20 protein-coding genes and 1 other RNA gene are annotated in these 23,895 nt (G+C 40.2%); 10 read left to right on the top strand and 11 right to left on the bottom strand.

The window, feature by feature from the left end:
- Nucleotides 1-40 precede the first annotated feature (40 nt).
- The 4 genes from ACZ5NL_RS07230 to rnpB all read left to right on the top strand — a co-directional run bounded on the left by ACZ5NL_RS07230 (nucleotide 41) and on the right by rnpB (nucleotide 2,785).
- Nucleotides 41-448, top strand: coding sequence for a DUF61 family protein (locus ACZ5NL_RS07230; RefSeq protein WP_464841630.1), 408 nt, complete (start codon nucleotides 41-43; stop codon nucleotides 446-448).
- Nucleotides 449-463: 15 nt separating this feature from the next.
- On the top strand, nucleotides 464-730 hold the full coding sequence (locus ACZ5NL_RS07225; protein ID WP_464841628.1) for a hypothetical protein: 267 nt from the start codon (nucleotides 464-466) through the stop codon (nucleotides 728-730).
- Between the two features lie 43 nt (nucleotides 731-773).
- Nucleotides 774-2,426, top strand: coding sequence for a hypothetical protein (locus tag ACZ5NL_RS07220; protein WP_464841627.1), 1,653 nt, complete (start codon nucleotides 774-776; stop codon nucleotides 2,424-2,426).
- A gap of 38 nt (nucleotides 2,427-2,464) precedes the next feature.
- Nucleotides 2,465-2,785: RNase P RNA component (gene rnpB / locus ACZ5NL_RS07215), an RNA gene on the top strand.
- On the opposite strand, the gene ACZ5NL_RS07210 is transcribed toward rnpB, so the two are convergent.
- Genes ACZ5NL_RS07210 through priL form a run of 3 tightly spaced genes read right to left on the bottom strand, consistent with a single transcriptional unit; the run spans nucleotide 2,782 to nucleotide 5,850 of the window.
- A complete protein-coding gene (locus tag ACZ5NL_RS07210) occupies nucleotides 2,782-3,639 on the bottom strand; it encodes a DMT family transporter (protein ID WP_464841626.1) in 858 nt (285 codons plus the stop codon). The genes rnpB and ACZ5NL_RS07210 overlap by 4 nt on opposite strands.
- A complete protein-coding gene (priS, locus tag ACZ5NL_RS07205) occupies nucleotides 3,636-4,670 on the bottom strand; it encodes a DNA primase catalytic subunit PriS (protein ID WP_464843383.1) in 1,035 nt (344 codons plus the stop codon). The genes ACZ5NL_RS07210 and priS overlap by 4 nt, the downstream gene beginning before the upstream one ends.
- Nucleotides 4,654-5,850 carry a DNA primase large subunit PriL gene (priL, locus tag ACZ5NL_RS07200; RefSeq protein WP_464841625.1) on the bottom strand — a complete coding sequence of 399 codons (1,197 nt, stop codon included), beginning with the start codon at nucleotides 5,848-5,850 and terminating at the stop codon, nucleotides 4,654-4,656. Before priL ends, priS begins: the two co-directional genes overlap by 17 nt.
- 203 nt (nucleotides 5,851-6,053) lie before the next feature.
- Between priL and ACZ5NL_RS07195 the strand changes: the two genes are divergently transcribed.
- The 4 genes from ACZ5NL_RS07195 to ACZ5NL_RS07180 all read left to right on the top strand — a co-directional run bounded on the left by ACZ5NL_RS07195 (nucleotide 6,054) and on the right by ACZ5NL_RS07180 (nucleotide 10,035).
- A complete protein-coding gene (locus ACZ5NL_RS07195) occupies nucleotides 6,054-6,803 on the top strand; it encodes an ATPase domain-containing protein (RefSeq protein WP_464841624.1) in 750 nt (249 codons plus the stop codon).
- A gap of 14 nt (nucleotides 6,804-6,817) precedes the next feature.
- Nucleotides 6,818-7,603, top strand: a complete 786-nt coding sequence (locus ACZ5NL_RS07190) for an RAD55 family ATPase (protein ID WP_464841623.1) — start codon at nucleotides 6,818-6,820, stop codon at nucleotides 7,601-7,603.
- Between the two features lie 99 nt (nucleotides 7,604-7,702).
- The gene (locus tag ACZ5NL_RS07185) at nucleotides 7,703-8,905 is read left to right on the top strand and encodes a hypothetical protein (protein WP_464841621.1); all 1,203 of its coding nucleotides are present in this window, start codon (nucleotides 7,703-7,705) and stop codon (nucleotides 8,903-8,905) included.
- Entirely contained in the window at nucleotides 8,884-10,035 is a 1,152-nt protein-coding gene (locus ACZ5NL_RS07180; protein WP_464841619.1) for a tripartite tricarboxylate transporter permease, read from the top strand. Before ACZ5NL_RS07185 ends, ACZ5NL_RS07180 begins: the two co-directional genes overlap by 22 nt.
- Before the next feature lie 22 nt (nucleotides 10,036-10,057).
- Here the strand turns inward: ACZ5NL_RS07180 and ACZ5NL_RS07175 are convergent, their stop codons facing one another.
- Complete coding sequence (locus ACZ5NL_RS07175) at nucleotides 10,058-10,372, bottom strand: DUF5748 family protein (protein WP_464841617.1); 315 nt, start codon at nucleotides 10,370-10,372, stop codon at nucleotides 10,058-10,060.
- 74 nt (nucleotides 10,373-10,446) lie between these two features.
- Between ACZ5NL_RS07175 and ACZ5NL_RS07170 the strand changes: the two genes are divergently transcribed.
- Nucleotides 10,447-11,637, top strand: a complete 1,191-nt coding sequence (locus ACZ5NL_RS07170) for a class I SAM-dependent rRNA methyltransferase (protein WP_464841615.1) — start codon at nucleotides 10,447-10,449, stop codon at nucleotides 11,635-11,637.
- 110 nt (nucleotides 11,638-11,747) lie between these two features.
- Here the strand turns inward: ACZ5NL_RS07170 and ACZ5NL_RS07165 are convergent, their stop codons facing one another.
- From ACZ5NL_RS07165 to ACZ5NL_RS07155, 3 genes are all read right to left on the bottom strand, one after another.
- Nucleotides 11,748-12,494 carry an RlmF-related methyltransferase gene (locus ACZ5NL_RS07165; protein WP_464841613.1) on the bottom strand — a complete coding sequence of 249 codons (747 nt, stop codon included), beginning with the start codon at nucleotides 12,492-12,494 and terminating at the stop codon, nucleotides 11,748-11,750.
- Between the two features lie 49 nt (nucleotides 12,495-12,543).
- Nucleotides 12,544-13,806: a M20 family metallo-hydrolase gene (locus tag ACZ5NL_RS07160; protein WP_464843381.1), complete on the bottom strand. Its 1,263-nt coding sequence runs from the start codon at nucleotides 13,804-13,806 to the stop codon at nucleotides 12,544-12,546.
- Nucleotides 13,807-13,885: 79 nt separating this feature from the next.
- The gene (locus tag ACZ5NL_RS07155) at nucleotides 13,886-15,772 is read right to left on the bottom strand and encodes an OPT family oligopeptide transporter (protein ID WP_464841611.1); all 1,887 of its coding nucleotides are present in this window, start codon (nucleotides 15,770-15,772) and stop codon (nucleotides 13,886-13,888) included.
- A gap of 257 nt (nucleotides 15,773-16,029) precedes the next feature.
- Here ACZ5NL_RS07155 and ACZ5NL_RS07150 point away from each other — a divergent pair, with 257 nt between their 5' ends.
- On the top strand, nucleotides 16,030-16,845 hold the full coding sequence (locus ACZ5NL_RS07150; protein WP_464841610.1) for an MBL fold metallo-hydrolase: 816 nt from the start codon (nucleotides 16,030-16,032) through the stop codon (nucleotides 16,843-16,845).
- On the opposite strand, the gene glmM is transcribed toward ACZ5NL_RS07150, so the two are convergent.
- From glmM to ACZ5NL_RS07130, 4 genes are all read right to left on the bottom strand, one after another.
- Nucleotides 16,813-18,183 (bottom strand): phosphoglucosamine mutase, encoded by a 1,371-nt coding sequence (gene glmM / locus ACZ5NL_RS07145; protein ID WP_464841609.1) that lies wholly within the window; start codon nucleotides 18,181-18,183, stop codon nucleotides 16,813-16,815. The two genes, ACZ5NL_RS07150 and glmM, sit on opposite strands and share 33 nt — an antisense overlap.
- A gap of 30 nt (nucleotides 18,184-18,213) precedes the next feature.
- The gene (locus ACZ5NL_RS07140) at nucleotides 18,214-18,630 is read right to left on the bottom strand and encodes a UPF0146 family protein (RefSeq protein WP_464841608.1); all 417 of its coding nucleotides are present in this window, start codon (nucleotides 18,628-18,630) and stop codon (nucleotides 18,214-18,216) included.
- Between the two features lie 35 nt (nucleotides 18,631-18,665).
- On the bottom strand, nucleotides 18,666-19,784 hold the full coding sequence (locus ACZ5NL_RS07135; protein WP_464841607.1) for an ABC transporter ATP-binding protein: 1,119 nt from the start codon (nucleotides 19,782-19,784) through the stop codon (nucleotides 18,666-18,668).
- A gap of 78 nt (nucleotides 19,785-19,862) precedes the next feature.
- A complete protein-coding gene (locus ACZ5NL_RS07130) occupies nucleotides 19,863-23,891 on the bottom strand; it encodes a glucodextranase DOMON-like domain-containing protein (protein ID WP_464841606.1) in 4,029 nt (1,342 codons plus the stop codon).
- Between the last annotated feature and the right edge of the window lie 4 nt (nucleotides 23,892-23,895).

Here is a 23,895-nt window from a genome sequence, read left to right as displayed (position 1 = left end):
CAAAGAAAGTTTTTTATTCTCGTCCAAAAAGAATACCAACATGCCTAAAGAAGACGAAATGATCCAAAAAGAACTCTCACGGCTAAATTTCCACTTACCCAAAAGTAGAAAGAGCCTCAAAACTCTCCTCGAGGAAGACGAACCTAAAGTACAGCTTAGAGATGGCCAATTCCATTTTTTTAAGAAAGACGAACTAAAGTATCTTAGCACTTTACTTGATAAGGATGAATATAAGTCCCTTTATCTCCCCATAATACTTGAGATTACCCCGACATGGCACGGCTACTTTAGGGTTAGAGGAAAAACTGCAGTCAAAGTTATTGAAAAAATACTTGGGACATATGATCTTTTGGAGGAAAAAAGTGAAGTAATCCTCCCACGTTATCTCATACCAGAAATTCGAAAAAAGTTACCTACAACAACAACCTATGCATTTATAATGGAGTAAGACGGAGGGATAAAAATGGATGAAAACAAAATTCTGCTTCATTATTACATGTTCACGATTCCCCATATAACAGTTTTTGCTGGAGCAATACTGGGTATTCTTCTCATTTTACACGTTGATGTAAGGAAGGCACTGGGAGTATTCGCTACTTTTTATGGGGTCCTACTTATTATAATAGCTGCAGTAGTTAGAAACCAGTTTTCAAAATTGCCACTATACCGAATAAGTCTGTTGTTTTTTACAATATTCGCACTCTTAGGCATCATATTACTTATAATGTGAAACTTTATATTTATCGAATTACAAATTATCTAGGGGAAGAGTTATGAAGAGAATCATCGCAACTATCGTAACATTATTGATATTCTCTTCCTTGGTGTCCTCCCAATACCTATTTTTCTCAACACTGGAAGGCAGTATCACCGTAGTCTCAGGGGATTATAGAGAAGGAACCCTTACTATTGTGAATAATGGAGACAAGGAATTTCAAGTGGTGAGTTATCGGAGATATTATGCAGTCGACGAGAACAATAGAGAAGTTTCCGGGATTAAGCTGGAGATATATAAATCCACAGGGGAGCCTGTATCTCCCGGAGTTTTATATACATATTGGAAACCTGGTGAAATAAGAACCCTTAGGTATAGAATTCATGTCGATGAAAGTGTAAATCCAGGGAAGTATACTCTCTTTATAATCCTTTGGGGATTTTCAGGGTCAGGGGAGATAAGCATTATTACAGTTCCCGTCTCACTTGAAGTTACAGACATCCCGCTGATATTTAAAGAAACCATTATACAAATAAAAGAGCGTGGTGCCTCAATTTTTCACGTATTAAATGGAGAGACACTGGAAATACACTCGACAGTTTATAATCTCAAAAGTTCCCCAATATTTGTAAAAGGAAGTGTGTATCTAGAAAAAGACGGAAATCGGTATCTTAAAAAAGACATAGCAGCGAACTTAACTCCGGGAGAGAACTTAGTCCAAGTGAACATTTCAATCCCATATGAGTTTCCTTCTGGCCACTACAAGCTGGTATATACCCTTGTATATCCAAAAGGAACGTATTTGTTCTCAAAGGATTTCTACATATCCTTCGGAGTTGATCTAGTAGATATCTCCCTAGAAAAAACTCAAATAATGGAAGATGAGCCCAATACCGCGTATTTTACGATATTATCTGAGAGGTCTATTCCAATAAATCTCAGCATTGAAGTGTATGGAGCCAACAACAAGCGTATGTACAACCAAACCAAAGAGATCACACTTAACAAAGGCAATAATATTGTAAAAGTTCATTTACCCCCGTTGCCTCCAGGCAGCAAAAAAATAATAGGGAAGATATCTTTTGGAAGTATGGAACTCGATCAGGGCTCTTCCAGTTATGATATATTGGCATATCCGAAGATTGAAAAGATTTCCTACCAAGAGCTCTCCCTAGCTCCAAAGAAGGGACAGGTTAGGTTTTTAGTGGAAATTAGCAACAAAAACACTCACGAGATAAAGGGGCTTTTATCCTACAGCTTTTTTAGCACTAACGGTACAATATTAAAAGGCTCCAAGGATCTTATATTGATCCCCGGTGATAATGAGGTAGACTTTATCGTAGAACTTCCTCTGGGAGAAATAGACTACGAAATTTCTCTGAAAAGCAACGGGAAAGAGCAAAAAGTTAATGGAAAGCTAAAACTGGAGCTTCCAAGCCCTACAACTACTTCTCCAACCCAAAGTTCTTCTTCATTAAAAAGCTCTTCTACTAGCCCGATTCCTCCTAAAGAAACTTCAACAAAATACTATGTCATTGCAATGGCCTTGCTTATACTGCTTCTCCTACTCCTCTTTAGTTACTACTCAAAATCCAAAAAACCAAGAAGAAAAAGAGAGCGATCCAAACCAAAGAGGAAATCTCCATTAGGTAAGTTCAGAAAACCAAAAAAACCAGAGATTAAAGAGTATAAGGAGTTGCCCAAAAAATGACCAAATCTTTATAATTTCTTTCCTTTAATTTTAACATGGTGAGGGGGCTGGGGCTGTCGGGTCTTTGACCCGAGGAAGTTCCGCCCACCGCACCGGGACCGCGGTGCCGCAAGGCACCTCCCGAAAGGGAGGGCAACGGCGCAGAAACGACACGTCCCCCAGGAAATGTGGATGAAAGCGGTGAAGGGGCTCGCAAGAGTCCCGAGCTAACCCGCAGACAATCCTGGGGGGAGCGGTGAAACGGCCGTCCCGCGGGGTGCAAGGCCGAGATAGGGGCGATGAGTTCCCGGTGTGAGCCCCGTGGTAGGCCGCTTAGTCGAATGCCCCTTAATACAGAAGGCGGGCTATAGCCCCCTCACCTCATCTTTAAATCTAGAACAGAGGCCATTAAAATTAGAGCTCCTCCTATTATTGTTCTTACTGTGGGTATCTCTCCAAGAATTAGCATTGCATAAACAACTGCACTCAAGGGATCAATATAGCTCAAAAGAGAGGCCTCATTTGCTTCCACCTCCTTAAGACCGTCCATATAGATTAGAAGAGCAAATGCAGTATGAACTATCGCAATAATCCCAACAATGGATAAGGAGTAAATAGAGATTTTTAATTCATCAAAAATCCCTACTAACGGAAAAAGAATCAACATAGCAAAAAAGAGTTGAAAAAACGTTAAATACGAACTTTCAATGTCCCTTAGGTATCTGCCTAAGATAGTTACACCAGCATAGAACAAAGCTCCTAAAAACGCAAAAATTATTCCCAAAAAATCTTTACTTTTAAGAGAAATCTTTCCTTGTGTTCCTATTATAAACGCTCCCAGAAATGCTATTAAAATAAGAATTGCTCTTTTTATTGTTATCTCTTCTTTAAGAAATGTTGCAGACAATACAAAAACTATTACTGGTGCTAAATAATAAATGAGAGTTGCTTTTGCAATGTCCGTGTACAAAACTGCCGAAAAGAAAAACACCCAGTTCAATCCAAGCACAGCTCCCAATAGAAATACCAAATGCACTTTAGGCTTTATTTTTGAGAACGCTTTTTTGATCCACCTCGAATCATTAAGAGTATAGAAAAACAAAAAGACAAAGCTACCTAAAAGCACTCTATAAAATGCCAATTTTAAACCGCTTAAATTTGAATACCTAGCAAAAATCCCTACGCTTCCCCATATGACCATAGAGATTATTATTTTAGCTCGTCCGTAGATCATAAGTTGTCCTCCGTGCTCTCCTTCCATACCTTGTATGCTTCCTTGACCTCTTTTTCTCTAAATTTAGGAACGGCATTTTTAAAGGGATCAAAAGACTCCAAATCTTTCTCACTGTTTCCTATATATGTGGCAATTAGGCCTACCTTTGAATGAAGAGAGGAAGGTAGACGAAGAATTCTCTTTACATCAACAGTCACCCTTCCATCAAAATATGCTTTTGAAAATGTTGTAGATAAGCTGAACAGTCTTAAAAGGGTCTTGTACCCAACTCCCTGAGGAAAGGCTGTCAATAGGGCTTTTCTCACAAAACCTTCATAAATCTCATCCCTATTCTTCATTATTATATTGATTTGTTTCTTATTTAGACCAATGTTCCTCAAGTGGTACTCAGAAATCCTCCTAATAAAATAACCAAACCTCAATCTAAAGACCCTATAATAACCCGAAGACAGCAGTATCTTTCTTTCCTGAATATCTTCGAAAGTAATTTCTTCAGCACTAGAAATATAGCTTAAAATTCTTTCTCTAGCTTTTGAATCTAATTCAAGAGCCCAATCATCTAAAACTCTAATATGGTAGCCTCTCCCAGAATAAACAACATGGATATTTTCAAATCCAAAGTCCTCTCTCAGAATAACGAGAGTATCCCTCGTCAATTCCTTGGCATCTTCAAGACATATCGGGCATACCTTCCCTGCTTCGTGATCACATCTCTTTAAAGGAAGATCTTTTGCATCTATGTCAAAAACCAACTCTGCCCCAAGCCAGCCACTCATATTTTTTGGATCATCATATAGTGCCACGCTAGAATAGATTGAATAGGGGGCCGTGATTTTTACATAGTCTTCTAGGTCTTTAACATCTTGAAATACATTTTTCCTATCATTAGGGCCTTCGCCAGTATGATCAAACCCAAACTCCCTATTCTCTAAGGTATCCAAAATAAATTTCGGGATTTTCTTTGAATTCCATTCCCTTGAATAGTATTTTACCCTTTCCTCCTTGCTGACTTCTCTAAATAGGTTGTTCATTCTCTTCACCTTCATTCTTTTTCCTACTTAAATAAAGCTTCCTGAGGTAGTAGGTCAACGGATTTTTGATGTATCTGCAGTCTTTATCTGGCTTACAGAGTTGAGGAGCACTAGAACGTATTTTTTCACAGTTAGGAGGAAAGTACCACGTTGAATTTCCACTGTCCTCTAAACTCGGCTCCAGCGTGTAACCAAAGCCCAGGTGATACCATATGTTTTTGATCTCGTTCGGCTGATCCTGAAAGAGAGGTGGCTTGCATCTATTGCCTGCCTGAATTATCAAGGGTAAGATTTCTTCCTTTATTACCTTTAGATCCTTGACGCAATCTTTCACTTTAACATCCCTTTTAGGAGGATTAGGGCATATCCTAGCATAGCTCAAGAAAGAAGTCAGCAATACTGTTATGGCATAATTTCTTAACCCACTCGGAACTCCGCCCAGTGCTATTTTCACGCAAGGAGGGAAGAAATCAAAACGTAAAGGCTGAGCAGTAGTGTTAAACTTCTCAACCCTTTCTTTAAAGTATTCTCGAGCAAGCTCACTCAGCCTAGAATAAAGTTCCACGTAGTAGTGAGGCAATTCTTCTCTGATATCATAAAGAATGTTAACAGCTTTTTCGAGATTTTTCTCAAAGCTCTTCTTCCATAAATCAATCACTTGAGCTCTATTTAAATACACATACCCATTTCTTATGTAAAAACCCTTAAGAGATCCTTCATTTAATGAAAGAAATTCTTTTAGAGGTATTTTATACTTGAGGATTATTTTCTCCTTTTCTTCAGAGGGCAATTCTTCATGAAGAGTTTTCTCAATTATTGTCCTATCCCTCTTTGGGATCTCATTTTCTGATGATATTTCTAAGGGAAGTGCGAGTTCCTCAAAGTTTTCTGAGGATTCTATCTTTGTCAGATATATCTTTAAGTTCGCCTCTTTAACCAGTTCCATCTCCACCCCATAGGGAGAAAATGCCAACGCTCCCAAGAGTGCATAAAAGCTTATCAAATCTTTCCAATCATTCAAAGTGAGCAGGTAATCAGGAATTTTATCGGTATTTATCCATCGAACTCTCTCTAAAGCCAGCTCTATGTCCAGATAGTTGGGAATAATCTCGAGTAGCTCGTTAATGGTCTCAAATTCATTCAACAACTCTTGGGCTCGTTTCCCAAATGGGTCTAACATTGGCTCACCTTTTAGAATACTGTCCATTTCACAATAAAACTCTTTTGTTGGTAAATTATCGTAAAGGTTTATCAACTTATTAGAAATTTTACAATGTCATAGGCATAGCAGGGCATGAATATCCAAAAACCTTATATTTTAAAGGGTAGTAAATTTAATAGACGAATAAAGAGTGTGAAGTATGCTAATAATGGTGATTCATTATGATAGACGATTTTTCGAGGAGAAGGGTAAAAAGTGGGATCCCAGGATTTGATGATTTAATTGGAGGGGGATTCCCCGAGGAATCAACCGTCCTTATAACAGGTAGTACTGGAACTGGAAAAACTACTTTTGTAGCTCAATATATATACAAAGGCGCAGAAGAATATGGAGAGCCAGGAGTTTTAGTAACCTTAGAGGAGAGAGCAAAGGATATCAGGAGAGAAATGGCACAGTTTGGATGGGACTTTAAAAAATATGAAAAAGAAGGATTAATAGCAATTGTAGATGGTGTTAGTGCAATTTCGGGAATACCCTCCGAGGAGAGATTTGTTCTGGAAGATAGACTCAATGTAGATAACTTTTTGAGATATATATATCGGGTTGTTAAAGCAATAAACGCAAAGAGGCTTGTTATTGATTCTGTCCCCTCCATAGCATTCAGACTTCAAGACGAGAGAGACATTAGAGAAGTTCTACTAAAGCTAAACACAATTCCTCTCGAGATGGGCGTCACGACACTCCTCACTACAGAAGCTCCTGATCCAAAAGCTGGAAGAATAAGCAGGTATGGAATAGAGGAATATATTGCAAAAGGTGTTGTTATTCTCGATCTTCAAGAGAAAAATATAGAGCTTAAACGCTATCTTTTAATCAGAAAAATGAGGGGAACCAAGCATTCTATGATAAAGTATCCTTTTGAGATAACCGATCGTGGAGTTGTTGTATATCCCAGTGGTGAAATCTATTAAAAGGAGGGGCAACATTGAATCTAGAGTTAGGTTTTTCACCCCAAGGGGAAATAGAAGAAAGGGGAGAACGAGTCCCCACAGGTATAATCGACTCCCTATTAATGGGGGGGATACCAAAGGGCAGTGTTGTTTTGTTAATTGGAGACCCAAAATCAGGTAAGACCACTTTTATAACCCAGTTTATGTATAATCAGCTCGTATCTGGGGCAAATGTTATAGGACTTCTCGTGGATGTATCTCGATATGAATTCATAAGCAATGCACTTGACTTTGGATGGGGATTGATGGGATATTTAAATGATAAACTCTACATCCTTGACGCGTATACCCAAAGACTACGTGGTGGACCAAAATTCTCATTTACCGAGGAGGTAATACCAGATATTAGGGATACTTCCCAGGTAATAGATGTAATAAAGGATTTAACCACCAAGATAATTTTGAACAACCCTCACATTGATAATCCCCCGGTAATTGGAGCAGTTTCATCTTTAACTCCTATGTTCTTTGAAACTGAAGAGAAGCAGATATATAAATTCTTGGAGGATTTAAAGGCATTTGCTCATAAAAACAAACAAGTGTGGATACTAGAAATGAACTCAGGGGTAGAAGAGCCCCATGTTGAAACAATAATTAAGGCAATAGTAGATGGAATCATAGAAATGAAGCTATTTGAGGAAGGAAAGACTTTGAGAAGGTATTTAAGAGTATATGGGATGAGAAGAACACGCCATGTCCTTTCTTGGATCCCTTACGAGATAACAGAGAAAGGAATCATACTGCAGAATCAAAGTTTGTAAGTGCCGTTTGAATCCTGGGCCAGCTCACTTTATCAGCCAGAATAGGTACCTACTCATTGATCCATAAATTTTTTAACTCTACTTTTATTACTATTAATCATGATTAAATTAACAAAACTTGAAATAGTTTTAATAACAGTGTCCGTTCTTTCTATTTCGTTACTTTACCTAATAGGAGCAGAAGTCACTAGTCCAGTATCACTAGAAAAGGCAGAGAAAGGTAAGCTAATAAACTTTACAGGTATTTGTGTTTATTCGCAAAAGGGCTTTAGCGTCCTATACGATGGAAAAAACACAATCATCCTATATGAGACTTTGAAAACAGACGAAAGTTACAAAGTCGTGGGCAAACTTCTCGATGAATCGAAACACGCTGTAGAGGCTCTAGAGATACACGAAGTTTCTCATAATGTTTTAGACTTAGACTCCCTTGAGGGAGCATTCTGGAAAGACTCTTCGTGCTATCTTTTAACACCTCAAAGAATCAAACTAAGCAAGTGCTTAAACATCACCAAAGGAGAAAAAGTCACGGCTTATGGACTCTTCTATGGAGACAGGTTCCATGTTGTCGATTATACTCCTAAGGGGCTCTTGAAAATGCCTGTAAATGGAATGCCCTTTAGAATTAGAGGCGTTGTAATTCGGAACATAACCCCAATAACAATATGGAACGGAAGTGAGGAGATTAAGGCGTATCTGCCCTACAAAACCAAGATAGAACTTGGCGATGAAGTTGAGATAACAGGAATTGCAAGGTTTTACTCCACACTCACCATCTATGTTAATTCTCCCAAGGATGTAAAAGTTATCGGAAAGGCAAAAACGGTACCTATTGGAAAAGAGACGACTGGAGAGATAGCACACGGGATATGTCAGGTCACAAGAGACAGTATCGCCTTAAGTTTAAACTGTACAGAACTGAAATTATATGGATTCTCAGCTAACTTTGGGGACATTATAGAGTTCTACAGCATAAGAAGAAAAAATTCTCTATATTGCATCAGATGTATGGTTAAAATCCCGAGAGAAAAGCTTCCAAATTCAATTTGCGCCCCAATCTCTGACATTCCACTCAAAATACACGGAAAAGTGAAATGGGTAAAAAGATATAAAAACGGATTTGGGCTCGCTAACGTTACCTACAAAAACTGTTGGATATTGCTTAAACTACCCAAATCCCTGGGAATCTCTCCAGAAATAAACGAAACACTTACAGCTTTTGGTTTTTATACCACATATCGAGGAGCACCTGCTTTTGAAGTACCATCAAGGGATGACATATGCTTAAATGGGTCATGTTAGGCATTTTATTTGGTACAGTAACAGGCATTACACCCGCATTACATGTTAATACCCTAGCCTCCATTGTCGAAAGTTTCCTAACATTTCCAAGAGGGTTTTCATATGTGGTGCTTCTTTATTCAATGGGCTTAACGCATACGTTCTTAGACGCATTTCCTTCAACATTCTTTGGTATTCCAGAAGAGGAAACATCGATAAGCGTTCTCCCAGCCCATAAACTTGCCCTTCAAGGCCAAGCCCTTGAAGTCATAAACATATCTTTAAAAGCAAGTCTTTTGGCTGCAGTATTCTCTGTTTCCCTAGCATTTCCCTATGTTTTATTAGCGGAACACTACACAACTCTTCTTGGGAAAATTGCTGTGTTTCTAATAGCTTTCTTTCTCATAATCACAGAAGAGGGTGTAAAACGGATATATGCCCTTCTAATTTTCATCCTTTCTGGAATCCTTGGGCTTGTTGTTGATAGGCTCCCTCTTAGCGAACCATATTTTCATGTTTTTGTTGGACTATTTGGAGTTCCTGCGATATTGTTTTCTCTGAACAACAACCAAAAGATTGAAATAGGAGACCCGGAAATTCAGATGCCAAAAAAGAGGTTTTTAAAATTTTCCTTTATTGGGACATTTTTTGGAATGTTGGCTTCTCTTTTGCCTACTTTCACATCATCTCAAGCTGCACTCTTAGGAAGTTTTCTCTCAAAGGATGAACGTGCATTTTTAACAATAGCTTTCTCAGTCAACACATCAAACTTCATTTTCAGCCTCGTAAATTTTTATGCAACTGGAAAAACCAGAAACGGCATCTTAGTTTTAATTAAGGACATATACTATCCTCTAAGCTCCGAAGAGCTATTCATCCTGCTACTTGTGACTATAATAACCAGCAATATTGTCAATCTCTACGGTATACAGCTTTCAAAGATTATTGGAAAAGGAATATCAAAAATTAACTACACAAAACTAAATTTAGGAGTGTTGATTTTTATAGTAGTTGCCTCTCTCTACTTTGATGGACTACTTGGATTGATAGTCCTTTTAACAGCTACGATAATAGGTGTCAGCGCCACAATTTTTAAAATAAAGCGGACGACCTGTATGGGTGTCTTAATGCTCAAGATAATGTTAAGTTAAAACCACAAAAAAGATAAAAGAACTAAAGCTCTTCCTTCTTCTCCTTTAATATCCTCTGGAACTCTCCATAATCCGTAACAACATTAACTCCTTCAAGTGTCTCGAAATATGCTTTCTTGATTTTAATCCTCCTAACATCAGTATATTTCATTTCTGGAGGATCATATGAGCCTGGCTCAACAACTTCGTCTTCTATTACATACGTTTTAATATCAGGCTGTCCTATATACTTCCAAACTTCATAAAAAACCTCTGGAGCTAAATGTATTTCTCCATCCACTTCTGTATAGTCTGCCCCAATTGCATCCAGAAACTCTTTTATTACTTCTAAGTTCATAGAACTCACCCAATAGAATATATAGGGGTCAATGGTTAAATACCTATCGCCTTAACTTTGGAAGGGTGAGAAAAATGAGTAAAGTGTATGTTGACGCTCAAGCCTATAGAGCAATTGAAAAGGGAGCAATGATTGTTTTTAAAAAAGGCGTGATAAGAACAGAAGGCGAGATTAAACCGGGGGATGTCGTAGAAGTTTATTCTCGAGGAGGAAAATTCTTAGGAAAAGGATTTGCTAATCCAAATTCAAACATAATGGTTCGGCTAATTACCAAGGATAAAGATACGGAAATAAACAAGGAGTTGTTCAAGGAGCGCATAAGAAAGGCAAACGAGTACAGAAAAAAAGTTCTAGGATACGACAAGGCATATAGAATGGTTTACGGAGAAGCAGACTACCTGCCAGGATTGATTGTGGATAGATTTAACGATATAGCATCAATTCAGATTTCAAGTGCTGGAATGGAGAGGTTTAAGCTTGATGTTGCCGAAGCGATCCTTGAAGTAGAACCCGAAATCGAAACAGTTTTTGAGAAAAACACAGGAAGGTCAAGAAGAAGAGAAGGCTTACCCGAGATAGAGAGAGTCTTGCTTGGAAAAGAAAAATACCGTACGATAATCAAAGAAGGGAGAGCAAAGTTCATCGTTGATATGCGAGGTCAAAAAACCGGATTCTTTTTGGACCAGAGAGAGAACAGAATTGCTTTGGAAAAGTACATCAAGGGCGGAGAAAAGGTACTCGACGTTTTCACATATACGGGAGGTTTTGCGATTCATGCTGCAGTTGCAGGAGCAGAGAAGGTTATTGCAGTTGACAAGTCGCCATCTGCAATAGAACAAGCAAAAGAAAACGCCAAGCTGAACGGTGTTGAAGATAAGATGGAGTTTATTGTTGGATCAGCGTTTGGGGTTATGGAAAAACTACAGAAAAGAGGAGAAAAATTTGACATTGTGATCTTAGACCCTCCAGCATTTGTTCAGCACGAGAAAGATCTCAAGAGAGGTCTTAGAGCATACTTCAACGTAAATTATCAGGGGCTAAAGCTCGTTAAGGATGGAGGGATATTAGTCACCGCTTCATGCTCCCAGCATGTTGATATGCAGATGTTCAAGGATATGATAATAGCCGCTGCGGCAAAAGCAGGAAAGTTCTTAAAGCTCATTGAGCCCTACAGAACTCAGGCGCCAGACCATCCGATATTAATGGCTTCAAAAGATACTGAATATCTCAAATGCTTGTTCCTTTACGTGGAGGAAATGAAATAAAATCCTTTTATTTTTGGCATCAGACCGTGGGCGTATCTTCATAGCTTTGCTCAGTGGAGGTGCTTTCTCCTCATCTGCCATATGGATTCTAAAGTCTTTCAATATAAGCTTTATCGCTTAACGAATATCAGCGAATGCCTGTGCCTAGTTCCCACTTTAAATTTTATATCTTGAACAAGATAACCAATGCGCTCTCCTTCTAAAATTAAACTCCCTAACAAACTCTGTTTATCAGGCAGAAAAAGCGCAACCTTTCCTTTTTCCTTCAAATATTGCCACCCTTCTTTGAGAATTTTTATAGAAAAGGCTTCTCCGTACTTACCCCCACCAACACCTTCTTTTTCCGTAAGAACACCCTTTGTGGGTTTTTCATAATATGGGGGTGCAGAGAATATCACATCAAATTTTTCCCCTTTTGGTACCAAACCATCAATAATCTCCCCTCTACTCTTTATTAGTTTTACCTTGGATTTATTCCGCTCAACATTTCTCTTGGCATATTCAAAAAACTCGTCGTCCACTTCAGTTGCCCATACATCACAGTTGAATAGTTTATCTGCCATAATAGCCATTAAAGCAGAATGTCCAGTCCCTATTTCTAGAACTTTCTCTCCCCCCCTTAGGAAAGTCTTTAAGAAAATAAAACGAGAGATCGGCGTTGTGATAAGTCCCTTAGGATGATATTCGACTTCAATACCAAAAATTGCCCTAGCAATTGCTTTGTTATACAGAATTCTTGCCTTTCTGTTTGATAAATTTAACCTACCCTTTTCATCAAGGTATTTTCCAAGCTCAGGGAAAATTTTAATCGCTTCTCTAACCGGCAGTCCAAGTTTTCCATCTTTCCACGAGGGCATGAATACAACTCTCTAAACAAATAATTAAGGTTAACGTCTAAAAGAAAGATCAAAGAAGGGATAAAGCGGCCATTATCTTAGCATCTTCGACCATATTCTCGATCTTGGCATACTCATTTGGCTGGTGAGCTACTTCATCAAGAGTGGCCCATACAACCGCTGGAATTCCGAGCTTTCTGAAGTAAGCTGCAAAAGTTCCCCCTCCGATCCCCCCGATTTTGGGCTCCTTCCCTCTAAACTTCTTTATTGCCTTCTGTAAAAGCTTAACAATCTCACTGTCCTTGGGAGTTGGGAGTGGGGCATCTAGCCTTTGCAGTACTTCTACTTTGATCTCAGGCAGTATCTTAGCATTTATCTCTTTTTTGTATTTATCTCTAACTTTCTCAGCAAGCTCTTGAGCATCATTTAGAATGTCATCTAAGTTATATTGAGGCAAGACCCTGCAATCAAAGACAATTTCGTGCTCACCGGGGGCAATATTGGGAGCATCGCTTGGATTTCCTCCCATAGTTGGTTCAAAAGTGCTCTCAGGAGGATCAAAGAGTTCATCCCTTGCATTGTACTTTTCATGAAGGAAATCATCGAGAGTTTTTGCATAATCAATAGCAACTCTATGGGCGTTTAGTCCCAATCCCGGCATGCTTGCATGGACTTGTTTTCCTTTAACCTTTATTTTTATCCAAAGAATGCTTTTCTCTGCAATCTCTATAAATGTTCCCTCTTCGTTTCCCCCGTCTGGTACTAGGACTAGGTCGTCTTTTCTGAATAATTCTGGATGTTCTTTCATTAACCATTCTAAACCATACTTGCTGCCGGTTTCTTCGTCACTTACAAAAGCAAGGATTATTGTTCTCTTAGGCCTAATGCCAAGATTCATTAAGGCCTTAACAGCGTAAAGTGAAGCAACTAGGCTTTGACCATTATCCTCACTACCCCTGCCATAAACCTTCCCATCCTTGACAAGAGGTTTGAATGGCTCCGTAACAGTCCACTTGCTTAAATCTCCAGGCGGAACAACATCTAAGTGCGTGAGAATCCAAAGTCTTGGACTTCTCTCGCCTTGTTCACCATAATAATATGCCAAGATATTTGGTCTAACACCGTTTTTTGCCCTTTCATCGGGCGCATTATAAACCTCAACCTTGTCAAAAGGCCAATCCTTAATAGTCTCCAAAAGCCTTTGAGCTTTATCGTACTCCCCCTCACCCCCACTATCAGGACTAATTGCCGGAATCTTAATAAGCTCCACCAAAGTCTCTACCATATTTTTCCTGAGAGCTTCAATTTCCTTAAAAACAGCCTCCACATTCATTTGCATCACCATTTTTAATTTTTAGTCTCTCTTTAAAGTAATTTTTGGTTCAAAGATAAAAAGCAAAAGAAGAAAAAAATCATTCAACTTCCTTCTTTCCCGTGAGATAGAGCCACACTGCTATAAGGGCAAGGAAAGCTACTCCAAGGAAGTTGCTGCTAGAGCCTATTGATGGTGCTTTATTTGCCACTATCAGGCCGGCAAACACTATGCCCATCAATGCCTCTCCAGCTATCAGTCCGGCTGCTCCAAGTACCCCAGCATCTGTTGGTTTTTCTTCCGCTTTTACCCCTCTTGCCTTTCCTACAATCCACCTGAGAAGGCCTCCAATGAAAATAGGAACACCCAAGCTTAATGGGAGGTATATACCAACTGCTACGGGCATTACCGGTGTTCTGAACTTTGAATTCCTCATGGCCAAGATTTCATCAAGGATTATTAGAGCTATGGCAATTCCTGCACCGATAAAGACCATATTCCATTCCAGAGTTCCAGTAAATACACCCTCAGTAACTTTAGCCATAAGAAACGCTTGTGGTGCCGCCAAAGCATTCTCCTTAGCCGTTGGTGTTCCAGCAATACCATAAGCTTTTATGAGTAGATTCAACACTGGGGCCATTACTAATGCCGCTGCAAAAGTTCCTATTACCTCAAAGACCTGCTGTCTCTTTGGGGTGGCTCCAACAATGTGTCCTGTTGCCAAATCTTGCATTGTGTCTCCAGCGATGGCTGCCGCTGTACAGATAACAGCTGCTACTAATATTGTTGCTGTCATGCCCCCTGTTCCACTAAGTCCAAGACCTTTAAGAACCAATGCCGTAAAAAGCAAGCTCATGATTGTAATACCTGACACTGGATTGTTTGATGAACCAACGACACCAGCTAAGTACCCAGCAATTGAACTTCCAAAGAAGCCTACAATAAGCATTATAACTGCCATAACTGCTGCTATACCAATGGAGTGGATTATGTGACCATATAAAAGGAACAATGGAACAACAAAGGCTGCAATAAGCATCAATACTGTAGTCATTGGCATGTCCTCTTCAGTTCTTAGGATCATTTCACCACTTTGCTTTCTTTTGGTAGCCTCAAGTCCTGCTTTTATACCCCTCATAATAGGACGTCTAAGCTTTATAAGGCTCCATAGCCCGCCAACAACCATTGCTCCAACTCCCATGTATCTTATTTTTGTACTCCAAGTAACCCATGCAAGGTCTAAAGCACTGAGTCCATTTGGATTGCCTGTCTTGGCAACGTAGATTGGTATCGCGATAAACCATGCAATTGCGCCACCAAGAAACACAAGGAATGCTATGTTAAGACCAACAATGTATCCCACACTAAGCAGAGCTGCTGAAAGGTCGCTTCCTAAGTAAAGCACCCTTGAACCAACCATTTTGGCTGTCTCAATTGTACCTGCCCAAAGACCTGAACTCCCTAGAAGCTTGTAGAGTCCACCAAAGATGCCACCCACAAATATAGGTTTTGCGTGAGAGCCCCCTTTGTCACCAGCGATAAGTACCTCAGCACAGGCAGTACCTTCCGGATAAGGAAGTCTCTCTTCTACGATAAACGCTCTCCTTATCACAATTGTGAAGAGAGCACCCAATGAACCGCCCAATGCCGCTATGATAGTTACCAACCAGTATGGAAACTCTGTGTATGTCCCTAAAACCACCAAAGCTGGAAATGTGAATATAACACCTGCCGCCAATGATTCACCTGCAGATGCCGCTGTTTGAACCATGTTGTTTTCGAGAATGTTCTTGTCCTTAAATGCCATTAATATGGCCATAGATATAACCGCAGCAGGAATGCTGGCACTAACTGTCATACCAGCGTACATGCCGAGGTACGCATTTGCGGCACCCATTATTATGGACAAGATAACACCTAAAATAAATGCTTTAACAGTATATTCAGGCAAAGACTTTTCTGGTGGGACGTATGGCTTAAACTCCAAATCCAACACCTCCAAGACTTTTTGGCATTTTAATTCCATTGATTTGCATATAAAATACTTTCGGTTCTATGAAATTAAATTCAATGTTAAATTTAGTTACAATATTGTCTCAAAACTAGTATAAACGATACTCTTAGTTCATCAATGCTCATTATATGAAAGTTTGTTCACCAAATTTCCATATCAGGATTATCCATAGAGCTTATATACACATTTACTCCTACTATTAATATCGCTAAAAAGCGGAGGGAGGGAAATTGGTAGAGATAATCTTTTTGGGAAGTGGTGGCGGAAGATTCATCACAATAACACAGTTCCGGCCTACCGGTGGGTTCTTTATAAATTCGAGTAAAAGGATATACATAGACCCTGGACCCGGGGCATTAGTTAGAGCATGGAGGTACAAGATAGATCCAAGAAAGATAGATGTACTTTTTGTTTCTCACCGACATACAGACCACTGTAACGATGCCGAAATTCTGGTAGAAGGGATGACAGTCGGAGTTACAAAAAAACGGGGCGCGCTTATAGCCTCAAAGAGCGTAGTCTACGGAGACGAGAATCATACCCCTGCAGTATCTAAATACCATCTGGATTCATTAGAAGAAGTCCATATCCCTAATCCGGGGGAGAGAATCCAGCTCGGAGAAGATGAGATGACAATAACTCCCACGGTACATTCAGATCCTTCTGCAATAGGGTTTATATTAAAAACACGTGTCGGAAAAATAGGATACATCCCAGACACGGAGTACTTTGAAGAGCTGAAAAAAATATATGATGGCGTTAGGCTATTGATAGCCTCAGTAACAAGGCCAACGAATATGAAAATTCCATATCACCTCTGCACTGAAGATGTAATTTACATGCTGAAAGATATGAAGCAAAAACCAGAGATGCTCATAATGAGTCATATAGGCATGAAAATGCATTTTGCAAACCCATATAAAGAGGCCAAGTTCATAGAAAACGTGACAGGAGTAAAGACTTTAGTTGCAAAAGAAGGATTCAAGGTTAAAATGGAGAAAACAGACATAAAATTAAGAACTCTTAGACCTGCTAGAGAGCTCTGACACTAACCTACTAACCAAGTTATATGCCAAGCTGAACAGCTCTTCTCTTCTTTTTTCTGTGATTCCTTCTACAACGACCCTTATTTTTGGTTCGGTTCCACTTGGCCTTACCAATACCCAGGAACCATCCTTAAGGTTTAACCTTATACCAGAAATCGTTACAACCTCTTCAATTTGATCCTTTAAGTACTCTTGCAATTGTTGTTTTGCTTTCTCAACAACTTGATGCTTTATCTCGTCTGGACACTTCACGTTCTTTTTAACCATGTAGTATTTTGGGATGTCCTTAACTATCTCTGAAAGCGGCTTTCCTTCCTGATCTATTATTTTTACCAACAGTCCAATTGTCACAAAACTATCGATCCATAATCCAAACTTAGGATGAATAAACTTCCAAGGTTCTGAAGCAAATATTGCATTATATCTTTTTATTCCATCATGAAGTTGACCTAATGGAACCCTGTATACTTTTCCACCCTCTTCTTCAACAACCTTATCGATTCTGAAGGAGGTATTTATTGAAACTACAACGTTTCCTCCTTTATGTTCTCTGGCATAAAGCCTCGCAAAAAGTGCTATCAAGGTGTCCTCCTCTACATAATTGCCTTTTTCATCAAATACTGCAATTCTATCGGCATCTCCATCTTGAGCGATCGCAAGGTCGAATCCAAGTTCCCTCACAAGGTTGCTTAAATATGCTATATTTTCATATCTGGGCTCAGATTTTCTACCTGGGAAGTAACCGTCTGGGTGAGAATTTAACGTAACAACTTTTGCCCCCATTTCTCTCAATAAATAGGGGGTTATTAAACTACCAGCACCATTTCCCATATCTAAGAGAATTTTCAATTTGGTCTCGTGATTTACATAATCCAATATTTCCTTAATATATTGCTCTCTCAAATCTAAATCTTTTACATTCCCAATTTCATTCCACGGGGCAATTTTGTAACTTTTAGAGAAAATTATTTTTTCTAGTTCCTCCTCTTGCTCCAAAAAGAATTCTATTCCTCTCTCATTAAACACCTTGATACCATTATCACTAGGCGGATTATGGGATGCCGTTATCATCACACCAGCATTTCCAAGCTTATTTGTAGCCCATGCAAGCATTGGAGTTGGGACAAGACCAATCCTAATAACGTCCACACCACTACTCAGCAAACCGCTTACGACTGCACTTTCGAGCATTGCACTTGAGGTTCTCGCGTCTCTTCCTACAACAACCGTACCATGATCAATGTAAGTACCAAGAGCCTTCCCAACATTTAAAGCGAGCTCTGGAGTAACTTTTGAATTAATAGGCCCCCTAATTCCCGCAGTTCCAAACAGCCTCATTGTATCACCACACAAATCTTAGGGGTTAACTTATATATCTTTTTCATCGGGCTTCCAACTGTAAATGGGCAACCCCTTATAATTCTCAAGCCTTAAAATTCTAGGCATAGAGTCAAGAGAAAATGGTAGAATATACACAGGAATTTTGAGTAATTGAGCTAGTTTTAAAATTGGCCTAATGATTTCTGGAGTCGGCCGGATGGAATATATAGCAACAGCGCCCCTATATATCTCCAAACTTGGTGAAAAAACGTTATCCACATAAGCCTCTAGTCCAAGTTCTTGAGCCTTTTTAACTGCCTCTGGATTCCAGTCTATAACTAGAACTTTTCTTCCAAGATTTTTTAATCTCAAAGCTACTTTAAAGTTGAATCCAACCCCTATCTCAACGAATTTCCCCTTTGGATGCCTCTCAGCTAGAAAGATAGCAAATTTCTCAAAGCTCATGAGAAATACAAGAAAAGGAGGAGTTAAAAAGTTTTTCAAAATATTGCTTTTCCGGTGGTTTTGTCGAAGATGTGGGTTTTCCTCATATCAAAAACAACATCAACCTCCTGACCCTCCCTAACACGAGACTCAGAAGAAAACCTACCAACAAAAACCAAACCACCAACCCTCAAATGAACAACCCTCTCCCCACCCAAATTCTCAACAATCTCAACCCTAGCCCTAACCATATTCTCCCCAGGAACCCTAACCTGAGCAAACACAGCATCATAAACATCCTCCGGACGAATACCAAAAATAACCTCCTTGCCAACGTAGTTAAGCTCTTCCAATACCTCAAACTGATCTGGAAGTAATTTAAGCCTAAACTCCCCAAAATCCACAAAACCATCCTCACTAACAGTAGCATCCAAAAAATTCATCGGCGGCGAACCAATAAAACCAGCCACAAAAACATTCGCCGGCCCATCATAAACCTCATCCGGCGAACCAACCTGCTGCAACACTCCCTGATTCATAACAGCAATCCTATCACCCATCGTCATAGCCTCAACCTGATCATGAGTCACATAAACAGTAGTCACCCCAAGCTGCCTCTGCAGCTTCTTAAGTTCTGCCCTCATCTTAACCCTAAGCTTCGCGTCTAAGTTACTCAACGGCTCATCCATAAGAAAAACCTGAGGCTTCCTCACAATAGCCCTCCCCAAAGCAACCCTCTGCCTCTGCCCTCCTGACAGTTCCCTCGGCTTCCTCCTGAGGAGTTCAGTTAAACCAAGCAACTCCGCAACCTCCCTAACGCGTTGGTCGATTTCTTGTTTGGGAACCTTCCTGAGCTTAAGCGGAAAGGCAATATTATCGTAAACAGTCATATGAGGATACAGAGCATAACTCTGAAAAACCATAGCAATATCCCTATCCTTTGGCGGAATGAAGACGCCCTTTTCCGGATCAGCAACAAGCTTATCCCCAATATAAATTTGCCCCCTCGTAGGTTCTTCCAAACCAGCAATCATCCTCAAAGTCGTAGTCTTCCCACAACCTGAAGGGCCAAGCAAGACTAGGAATTCTCCATCCCTAACCTCCAAACTCAAATCCTTCACCGCAGTAACCTCACCAAACACCTTCCAAACACCCACAAGCCCAACACCAGCCATCGCTTTTCACCTCTTGAGTTTATTTTTAATCAGTCGATTATATTACTCGAAAAAGTAAGGTAAAAATTAAAGAGAAGCCTATCTCCTCTTTTTCCTTAGTAATAGTGGAACTAGTGCTAGTCCTATGAGTGCTGCTGGTCCGCAGATTCCTCCTGTCTCTGTTGGACTTGGAGAGCTCGTTGGGCTTTCTGTTGTACTAGATGAAGAAGTCGGGCTCGGAGATGAAGTCGTCGGAGAAGTCTCACTTGGTGTTGGACTTTCAGTCTTAGTGGGAGTCTCACTTTCCACTGGTTTTTCTTCAACTCCAAGCAGAGGTATCATTTTTACTGTCGCCCTCTTTCCGTTCTCTGCATCATAGCTGCTCAACTGCTCCTCTTGGGTTGGTTTCACCCCTTCAGGGACTAGAAGGTCATATACTCTTGGTGCTACACCTGCTATTACAGCATTAACATCTCCACCTCCACCTTTCCATTCCTCGGCTTCTACGGCTATTGGTCTCCACTTATCTGGCCCATAGCCATCTTGCGAACCAACAAGAACGGCTCCGTAGAGGCCATAGGCTTCGTTTATTTCAATGTATTTCTTTGGAACTTCAACTACAATGGCATTTCTTACGGGGTCTGCAGAGATTTTAAGTTCTCCTTGAAGTGATTCTCCATTGGGTAACACAATTATGTTTCCGTAATCCCATCCTGCTATCCTCAATGCTATGTCCCACGGATGCTCTGGATCTAAGTCTACATTACTACCCGGCCCATCCGGAAACATCTTAATTGCCGAAGAGTTCCCGCCTTCTTTAAAGTCGAGGTAAACCTCAATTATCTGCAGACTGAAGCCATTTGGACCATTCCATGGGTTATCCCCAAGATCTGCAAAGTAAAACTCCAAAGTATAGGTGTCCCCGCTATCGAGCATTCTAAACTTAAGCAGGTCTAAGTGTCCCGGCACAAAGACTTTGTTTGTAGCGTAAGTATAAGTCCCAGGGCCATGATCATCTCCTTGGGGATCATTAACCTCCACTATAACATTAGTGGCTGTTGTTACGGGGATCATCTTCACCATCGCTCTCTTTCCATTCTCTGCATCATAACTGCTCAATTGCTCCTCTTGAGTTGGTTTGAAATCTTTTGGAGCTAGTAGGTCATAAACTCTGGGGGCTACTCCCGCTATTACTGCATCAGCTGGAGCTCCACCGCCTTTCCACTCCTCAGCATCAACAGCTACAGGCCTCCACTTATCTGGCCCATAGCCATCCTGAGAACCAACCAGTACGGCCATATATTCTGGAACTTTTGGAAGGTATTTCTTAGGAACCTCTACTATAATGGCGTTTCTAGCAGGATCTGCTGATATTTTCATTTCCCCTTGATAGCTAGTTCCATCCGGGAGAACAATTATGTTTCCGTAATCCCAACCAGCAACCCTAATGGCTAAATCCCATGGGTGCTCTGGATCTAAGTCTACATTACTACCCGGCCCATCCGGAAACATCTTAATTGCCGAAGTATTTCCACCTTCCTTGAAGTCAAAGTACGCTTCAATTATCTGCAGGCTAAAGCCATTTGGACCATTCCATGGGTTATCCCCAAGCTCTTTGAAGTAGTATTCAAATACATACGAACTCGGCTTTTCGAGGATTCTCACCTTAAGCAGGTCTAAGTGTCCTGGCACGAAGACTTTGTTTGTAGCGTAAGTATAAGTCCCAGGGCCATGATCATCTCCTTCAATGTCTTCAATCTCTGCAACTACAACCCCCTCAACTTGCTTTGGAAGTTTCACTTCTATTGGTGTTGTTATTATTTCAAGTTCTCCTTGATCATCGGCTGTTGAAACAGCAAAGTAGAAGTCAGAAGGACTGTCCAAGTAATCAAATGGAACGGTAACTTCAATTCCTTTGTCACTCTGTTTTACATCTAATTCGCCAACTTTTTCATTGTTTTCATAGTCTGTGGCCTTATAAACTTCCGCCTTTCCATCTTTCACAAGTATGTGCGTGGTTATCATAAGACCAACACTGTCTTTGCTGAATGGGAAAATATCATATCTAAGTTCATTCGGTTTGCTCTGGAGGAGTGTAAACGTATTGCCCATGACTTTTCCAGGCTCAAAGATGCTTATTTCAAAGTCCTTTGTAGTTTTGACAACAAAATGCAATCCCTGCTCGTCAAAGTAAAGTTCTATTCCCTCAGCAAATGGTGATAAGCTCGACCAGCTCTTTTTCTCCCCTTCTGGTAACCCTGTTAGCTCTCGTATTGTATATGGCTCTCCATTGGGGAAGTAATTCCCAAAGAGATAGCTAGGAATTTCGAGTCCAGCGAACTTATACATCTCGTAAAGGTACGTCTTAAGATAGCGATCAAATGTATAATCCTGCCCGCTGTCTTGATCACTTCCATACCACCAGAACCAGTCACTTGCCTCCGCTCTCAAGAGATATTCGTACGCAGTGTCCCAGTCGGCCACTTTATCTTTATTCTCAAATAGTGCCTTTCTTCCCAAGTAGAGCCAGTACCATCCTAAGTTTTCCTGCGGTTCACCTATCCATGTCGAAAGTGTCCCATCAACCCAACTGGATTCTGGCCACTGCATATTCTCTTCAACTCCAGCCATATCATAAAGCTCGCCGAGGCTTTGAGCCTTTAATAGGGCATTAACTCTCTCTTCCGTTGTGAAATCCAGTCTCTTCATGAGCTTTGGAGTAAGTTTATTGGCCTTATCTCCATACATCTGAATATACTCACTTGGAGTCACTGTCCTTATCAAACCTTGGTTCTGAAGCTCGGTAAGCTTCTTGTATAATTCCTCCAAGAAAATCTTGCCATCAAAGGGATAGTGCTCCCATGGATTCTCTCCATCCAGAGTAACCACATAAACAAGGCTCCCATCGTAGTTCTCTTTCTGCACTTTCAAAAGCTCGTTAACAAAGTCTTCTACAGCTTGATACTGATTCATTCCTGAATATCTGAACCCAACCCTATCGCTCAAATCATGGTTTCTTGGGAAGAGATATATCTTCTTGCCATTGAACTCAGCCACCCATGGCTTGTAGTAGTTTTCAATAGTGTTTGGAATTCCAAGAATGTCAAGAACCATCTGATCTGTCATTACCCACTTCCATCCATTGTTAGCTAGAATTTCTAATGTTTTATCATTTAGTGCGCTCTCTGCGGCCCATCCTCCTTGGGGCTCGACCTTATTGTCACCAAGATACATCTTGTAAAGCTCATGAGCCTTCTTTACGTGGGCATCAAAATCATTTTCCCATCCAAAGTCGTTGAGTAACGGCCCAATTGGATGGGCATAAGGAACTACTGTTACTTCAACATTGCCGTTTCCAAGAAGATAGTTTATCTTTTCGTGTTCTTCAAACGTGTGATTGAGAAGCCACATCTGGTGTTTTAGGACAGTAGCTACGTCTTTTCTCGTGTATCCCCCAACATCGACTTTGTCGTAAAGTGCTTTAAGTTCAGGAGTGTTAATGATATAATTGTAATCAATCCAAGCTAAGTTAAAGAGGACTGCCAAGTCTATATAATCCTGCTCCGTAAATTCACTTGTTATCTTTTTCTTTTGCTCATCTAAGGGCAAGTTGCCATACTGCTTGAATGCATTGTTCCTCTTTTCTTTAAGTTCTGTATATCTATCCCAAGGTTCCCTATATGGGTTGCCATCTTTATCTGCCACAGGTTCGCCGTTCCAAGGTATGGTATGATCAAAAAAGCCTCCCGGAGCTTGAAGCATGAACCATTTGTCTTCAAGTGTTAGTGGCTCTCCATTTGCTATTTTCTCCGTGACTATCTGATATGTATCTTTCTTGCCATTCATATAATCGGCAAGTTGGGCAATTAAAGAGCCCGATAGATCTATAGCCACATGGACATCTGGATATTTGCTAAGATAATTTGCCATTTTCCAGTAGTTATTTGCTGCATGCAGTCTAACCCAAGGTCTAGTATAAATATCTTGAACTGGATCGTAGTAGTACGGTTGGTGCTGATGCCACACAATAATGACGTTCAATGGCTTCGGTTCCTCTGCCTTTACTCCTACTCCAGCAATGCTCAAGGCAACTAAAAATATGAAAAACAATGCCAAACCTTTTTTCATTTCT

Source organism: Thermococcus aegaeus, from assembly GCF_055393685.1.
Note: the sequence above shows the minus strand (reverse complement) of the source record. Positions and strands in the feature narration are given on the sequence as shown.

Bases quoted from the DNA above. Each gene is read 5' to 3' on its own strand.
- ACZ5NL_RS07165 (WP_464841613.1), bottom strand. From the start codon at position 12,494: ATGCCCTCGTGGAAAGATGGAAAACTTGGACTGCCGGTTAGAGAAGCG.
- ACZ5NL_RS07220 (WP_464841627.1), top strand. From the start codon at position 774: ATGAAGAGAATCATCGCAACTATCGTAACATTATTGATATTCTCTTCC.
- priS (WP_464843383.1), bottom strand. From the start codon at position 4,670: ATGAACAACCTATTTAGAGAAGTCAGCAAGGAGGAAAGGGTAAAATAC.
- ACZ5NL_RS07225 (WP_464841628.1), top strand. From the start codon at position 464: ATGGATGAAAACAAAATTCTGCTTCATTATTACATGTTCACGATTCCC.
- ACZ5NL_RS07140 (WP_464841608.1), bottom strand. From the start codon at position 18,630: ATGAGCTTTGAGAAATTTGCTATCTTTCTAGCTGAGAGGCATCCAAAG.
- ACZ5NL_RS07210 (WP_464841626.1), bottom strand. From the start codon at position 3,639: ATGATCTACGGACGAGCTAAAATAATAATCTCTATGGTCATATGGGGA.
- ACZ5NL_RS07180 (WP_464841619.1), top strand. From the start codon at position 8,884: ATGCTTAAATGGGTCATGTTAGGCATTTTATTTGGTACAGTAACAGGC.
- priL (WP_464841625.1), bottom strand. From the start codon at position 5,850: ATGTTAGACCCATTTGGGAAACGAGCCCAAGAGTTGTTGAATGAATTT.
- ACZ5NL_RS07195 (WP_464841624.1), top strand. From the start codon at position 6,054: ATGATAGACGATTTTTCGAGGAGAAGGGTAAAAAGTGGGATCCCAGGA.
- ACZ5NL_RS07170 (WP_464841615.1), top strand. From the start codon at position 10,447: ATGAGTAAAGTGTATGTTGACGCTCAAGCCTATAGAGCAATTGAAAAG.
- ACZ5NL_RS07185 (WP_464841621.1), top strand. From the start codon at position 7,703: ATGATTAAATTAACAAAACTTGAAATAGTTTTAATAACAGTGTCCGTT.
- ACZ5NL_RS07230 (WP_464841630.1), top strand. From the start codon at position 41: ATGCCTAAAGAAGACGAAATGATCCAAAAAGAACTCTCACGGCTAAAT.
- ACZ5NL_RS07160 (WP_464843381.1), bottom strand. From the start codon at position 13,806: ATGAATGTGGAGGCTGTTTTTAAGGAAATTGAAGCTCTCAGGAAAAAT.
- glmM (WP_464841609.1), bottom strand. From the start codon at position 18,183: ATGAGGCTGTTTGGAACTGCGGGAATTAGGGGGCCTATTAATTCAAAA.
- ACZ5NL_RS07175 (WP_464841617.1), bottom strand. From the start codon at position 10,372: ATGAACTTAGAAGTAATAAAAGAGTTTCTGGATGCAATTGGGGCAGAC.
- ACZ5NL_RS07130 (WP_464841606.1), bottom strand. From the start codon at position 23,891: ATGAAAAAAGGTTTGGCATTGTTTTTCATATTTTTAGTTGCCTTGAGC.
- ACZ5NL_RS07135 (WP_464841607.1), bottom strand. From the start codon at position 19,784: ATGGCTGGTGTTGGGCTTGTGGGTGTTTGGAAGGTGTTTGGTGAGGTT.